The sequence below is a fragment of the Haemophilus paraphrohaemolyticus genome (assembly GCF_002015045.1).
Taxonomy (GTDB): Bacteria; Pseudomonadota; Gammaproteobacteria; order Enterobacterales; family Pasteurellaceae; genus Haemophilus_A; species Haemophilus_A paraphrohaemolyticus.
This window is the reverse complement of sequence record NZ_MUXX01000006.1, coordinates 135,304-139,910: the sequence shown is the minus strand read 5'-3', so window position 1 is coordinate 139,910 and position 4,607 is coordinate 135,304. Positions and strand designations below refer to the sequence as shown.

Sequence of the window (4,607 nt, the reverse complement as noted above, 5' to 3'; positions counted from 1 at the left end):
GCTGGGGTCAGCTGAATTGATAACCTTAAAGCCTTGTGCTACAAGGATTCTTTATAATTCAGAAAATCTCTGTGTTACTATTTGTGTTACTAAAATCAAAAGTCACCATTAAAAACGGCTATTTTTTAACAACTGGCAAGCGGTCGCATTTTGCGTAGTTCAGTGAAAGCATCTACCAGAAAATGTTACGCTCCTGTTTTTTCAGGAACGCCCAAAGTTAGGGAGTGTTAAACGTTGCCTTGATAGTGGGCGTAGAAATGCGTTGGCGGTGTATTTCGTCAGTATTTAAGGATTATTTAATAACTGCCTGTCAGTTCTTTACTGCTTCATTTACTCAGTAACAACACTTCATTTTGAACGAAAAAATCTGTGGAAAAATAGAAATAAAATAAAAAAAAAGTTTCTGAAAATTAGTCACTTTTGTCACTTATTTTTAGCCTAGAACGTTGCTATTACTAGCTTTATTAGCAAGTGAGTAAGCAAGTGACTAAAGTGATTCAGTGGCTAAAACAGTGATTAAAAGTGACTAAAAAAGCCCTACCAACATTGGCAAGGCTTTTAAGGTTGATTATCTGATGAAGTGTTTTTAATTACATTTCACTTCATTTTATCCATTTTCCCATTTGGTTATGGTTTTTTGGTGGTCTTTCCAAAATACATTTAAAACACTGTAACCATCTTTGACTAGCGTGATGATTTGCTTTTTCTCTCCGCTCTCTTTAAGTGCATCAGGAAAGGCGTTTTTAAATGTGGCAAGATTGATTGGCTTTTGATTTAAACACTCACAATAAAGCAGATAAGCCTTGTAAAGTGCCTGTTGCTCGTTTAGCTTTGTGCGGGTACTTCCCCACGCTATTGTAGGCGTCTTGTTTGTATCGATATAAAACGCCCCCGCAAATGCTGTCAGGTGATTCGACTCTCGCTTAACCTCTACGCCCTCATCAGTTGCCATAAACTCAATCAGTGTGTTTTTCGCTTGTTCAGGTGTGAATTGGTTGAGTAGCTTTCTCACTATGCCATAGATTTCTTTTTGCACCTTTTCCGTGAAGTTTGGATCACGCTTAGCAACGGGAACGGCTCTATTAAAATGATAGGTAATCCGTCTGCCACTATGCCCGCCATTGCGGTCGGTAAAGCTAATCGGGTGGTTAGTTGAATACACGAAAACAAATTGAGGTCGATATTCGATTTCATCACGGTAAAGATTCCTCACCGCTATCAATCCGCCCCCTGTGGCATTCTTTAAGCCGTCAGCCGTGCCTATGTAGGGCTTTTGGTCTGGGCTTAATATCAGCGTCTTGCCCACGGTTTTGGCTAGCCTTATCGGGTCATCAAATCCCGCAATATCTAAAACTGCAGTATTTTCTCGCCCGTTTAATATGGTAGCTATCTCTTCAAATACCGATTTCCCCGCTCGTGCTACGCCTGTTACCTCTAAGTAGTACTGCCATTTATGCTGATTCGTAAGCACCATATATAAGCCCGCCAGAAATGCCCGCTTTTTAAGTTCGTTACCATTGGCAGAATACTCTAACCAGTCATCAAAAAAAGGCGTTTCCGTGCTTTCTAGGTTGATTTCGTAGTGTTCTATTCCTCTTAAATAGTCATCGGGTCTATGCTCTCTGAATTCGCCTGTGAGCTTATTTAGCACACCATTGTTAAAGCCTATCAAGGCGTTATTGACTTCTGGCAAGCGGTCAGATTTTAATTTTACCAAGTCAGCGATATTGGTTATTTTGGTGCTGGTGTAATCTGCGTTTAAGTTGTCTAGAAATTTCAATATTTGGCTTTTTAAATCCTCATCTTCTAGCCGTTCCCAATAAATGCCCGTAAATTCAAAACATCTTCCCGTTAATCGGTCATAGGCTAGCGGTCTGTGATGGTGAGCGATAAAGGCTTTCATTATTTCCTTTTGGGTCGGTTTTTCAGAAAGTAGCTCGCTATCGGCCATCGGTTCTTTCTCACCCTCTGCCCGCAATCGTGATAGATATTCGCTCGCATTCTCTACCAGTTGGCAAGCCTCATCATAGAAAGCAACGTTACAAGCGGTGGAATATTTGGCAAGGTTTGCAATGATGGCGGATTTCTCCGCCTCTTTGAGTTGGCCAGATTGGTAAATGCTTACCCTGCCAATATCTACCGCAACTTTAAGCCCGCCCGCTTTCAGCTCTTGCAACTGTTCGCCCCCTAAAATGATAGGCTGATAATCGTTTTCGGCTCTCGTCCATTCTTTCACAGTTTGCCATCGGGTTTTATTCCAGGCATCAGCCCCCGCAATAATTTGAACCTCATAGGCTTTGCCTGTTGGTTGCTTATTCACAAAAGGTGCATTTTTGAGTTTTGCCATCACGATACATCTCCCGCCAATAGTAAGCCGTCATAGTGTTTCAGCGTTTCAACGGCTTTTAATTCGGCCAACTGGTAACGAACATTATTTTTAGAAATGCGTAGATTTTCAGATACTAGGCTCATCATCTCTTCTTTTGTGAGCGTTTTGCCCTTGCCGTTGGTGGCTATACCGCAACCGCTTACTGCAATTTCTAGCAAGGTTTCCGCATTCTCTAACCGCTTGTAGATAGCGGTAAGAGGTTTAATTAAAGCATTCATCTCTAAACCTCCTCCAACTCTTCCAATCCGTTTGCCATTAAGGACTTGATACCGTGTAATGCAGTCAAAAGGTCTAGTATTTCATCATCTTCTACTGCGTCACGTGTCGTTAAATGAAGTAACGTGTAGGCTTGCCATAGTGTCGCTTTTGCTTCTGCTAGGTTATCTTTTTTCATCATTTCACGCCCCCTTTCATTGCGGTAGTTGCTGCATCTTCTAAGCGTTCAACTGCTGCAAGTAGTGAGTAAGTAAAATGTGCGTACGTGTTGCGGTTAAATAGGCTTGAGGTACTTTCAAAGTGATCTGCCATTACTTCCAATTGTGCTTTTAAGCGTGCCATTTCGTCATTAAACACATCAATTGCATCAGCTCGTTCAAGATTAAGCATAAAATCCCCCATTATTCGCTGTAGAAAAGCCTTTCACGCTAGAAGTGAGTAAATCCTCTTGCTTACTCATCTCAAAAATTTGTGTTTCGTCAAATTTCTGTATCGCTACATTTAATGGCATTGCTTGGCGGAGTAATTCAGCGGCGTGCTCTGCCTCGTGTTGGTATCGCATACCTTGAGCAATAACTATCGGTAAATCTCCAACAGCTCGTGAATAAATCACAATCGCCCAATCAGTTGGATTTATCTCGATAAAATCGGCTTTTCGCATACCTTGCTTTTTAAGGTGTTTTACTGCTCTTTTGGCGGTTTTCTTATCGCTTGTAAATCGGTAAACGCCTTTGATTTCGCAAGAAGAAAGAACAAACGGGAATTGGCTATAAACCGCATAGCATTTAGTTAGCATAGATACCCCCTAAATCGCTCATAGAACGGGTTACGTTAAGGGTATAGGATTGGTTACCTGTGTAGGCTTTGAGTGTGTAAGGGTTCATTTTGATAGATTCCATTAACTGATTTTTAGAATCTACCGCTAAACTTTCCACGGTTTGGCGGTAGGGTACAGCGGTGTGGAAAGCTGTCGTTAATGGTAAACAGTCGGTAAAATACCGTCCGCTATACCCTACCATAGAGAGAAATACCGCTAAGCGGTTTTCTTGAGGTGTGCGAATACTACAAACAAAAAAAGCACGGTTATTTTTTGGCGTGCTAGTGTTCGCCATTAACAAATTCAGCTTTCCACGGCTGGCGGTAGATTTTGCTACCACGCTTGCCATACTACGCCCATTTTTAACCGCTTGCAATCTGTTCATTTTTTCAGGGGTTAGCATAATTTGCCTCCTTCTAAAATCACGTAAAACGGTGCAAAGAACGCTCGTGCCTGTTGCTCGCTTTCTGCCTGTTTGCGTAAAGTGTAAGTCGGTAATTCGGTAATCGCTTTGCGGGTATTGCTTAAATCTCTTCTTGCAATGCCTTTGAATAGAAAGGTGTAAAGCATAGAAATGCCCTCTTTTCGTTTAGTTAGTAAGGCTTGTAACACGCTTTTGAATAGAATTCTGTAAAGGTGTAACAAGGGTTCAACTACCGCGAAAAGACGGCTCGGGTTATTCGTGCTTAAAGCCTTATTTCCCCGTATCGCCCTTGTTACCAATTTGAGAGAATGGATCACGCCTGTAGTAAAGCCGTGCCATTGTTTGAAATGGTAAAATTCAGATAAAAAAATACCGCTTGTATAAGGACTGCGGTTGCCCCTTTTCGTTGTAGTAAATTCAGAATAAACCACGCTTGCAACTTTGCATAGTGATTTATATTCATTTGAAATAGATTGATTATGAAATAGGTTCATCATAAAATAACCTCGTTAATTTGTTTAAATTAGCCTTATGTGTGAGTTTGGAAGTTCAGCCCGTACCGTTTTTTGGTACGGGTTTTTTATTGCCTGTGATTATTGGGTAAATCTCCCAATTAAATTGGGATTTCCTCGCACGCGCGCGCGTACTGGTCAAAAAACTCTACAAAATTGGGGTCTCCTAAATTTTAGGCAGCCCCGATTTTTCGGGTCAGTGTGCTTTTGGGGTAATTTCGATTTTTTGATGGCTACCTAGTAGCCCAA

The 4,607-nt window shown here is 41.4% G+C and carries 7 protein-coding genes; all 7 read right to left on the bottom strand.

Annotation, left to right across the window (positions count from 1 at the left end):
* Positions 1-607: 607 nt before the first annotated feature.
* Genes B0184_RS05135 through B0184_RS05110 form a run of 7 tightly spaced genes read right to left on the bottom strand, consistent with a single transcriptional unit; the run spans position 608 to position 4,343 of the window.
* A complete protein-coding gene (locus B0184_RS05135) occupies positions 608-2,347 on the bottom strand; it encodes a DNA primase family protein (protein ID WP_078177640.1) in 1,740 nt (579 codons plus the stop codon).
* Positions 2,347-2,607: a hypothetical protein gene (locus B0184_RS05130; RefSeq protein WP_078177639.1), complete on the bottom strand. Its 261-nt coding sequence runs from the start codon at positions 2,605-2,607 to the stop codon at positions 2,347-2,349. The genes B0184_RS05135 and B0184_RS05130 overlap by 1 nt, the downstream gene beginning before the upstream one ends.
* Before the next feature lie 2 nt (positions 2,608-2,609).
* A complete protein-coding gene (locus tag B0184_RS10525) occupies positions 2,610-2,786 on the bottom strand; it encodes a hypothetical protein (protein ID WP_158077812.1) in 177 nt (58 codons plus the stop codon).
* Positions 2,783-2,995 carry a hypothetical protein gene (locus tag B0184_RS05125; RefSeq protein ID WP_078177638.1) on the bottom strand — a complete coding sequence of 71 codons (213 nt, stop codon included), beginning with the start codon at positions 2,993-2,995 and terminating at the stop codon, positions 2,783-2,785. The genes B0184_RS10525 and B0184_RS05125 overlap by 4 nt, the downstream gene beginning before the upstream one ends.
* Positions 2,988-3,401 (bottom strand): hypothetical protein, encoded by a 414-nt coding sequence (locus B0184_RS05120; protein WP_078177637.1) that lies wholly within the window; start codon positions 3,399-3,401, stop codon positions 2,988-2,990. Before B0184_RS05120 ends, B0184_RS05125 begins: the two co-directional genes overlap by 8 nt.
* Positions 3,391-3,825: an ash family protein gene (locus B0184_RS05115; protein ID WP_078177636.1), complete on the bottom strand. Its 435-nt coding sequence runs from the start codon at positions 3,823-3,825 to the stop codon at positions 3,391-3,393. The genes B0184_RS05120 and B0184_RS05115 overlap by 11 nt, the downstream gene beginning before the upstream one ends.
* A complete protein-coding gene (locus B0184_RS05110) occupies positions 3,819-4,343 on the bottom strand; it encodes a hypothetical protein (RefSeq protein WP_078177635.1) in 525 nt (174 codons plus the stop codon). The genes B0184_RS05115 and B0184_RS05110 overlap by 7 nt, the downstream gene beginning before the upstream one ends.
* Between the last annotated feature and the right edge of the window lie 264 nt (positions 4,344-4,607).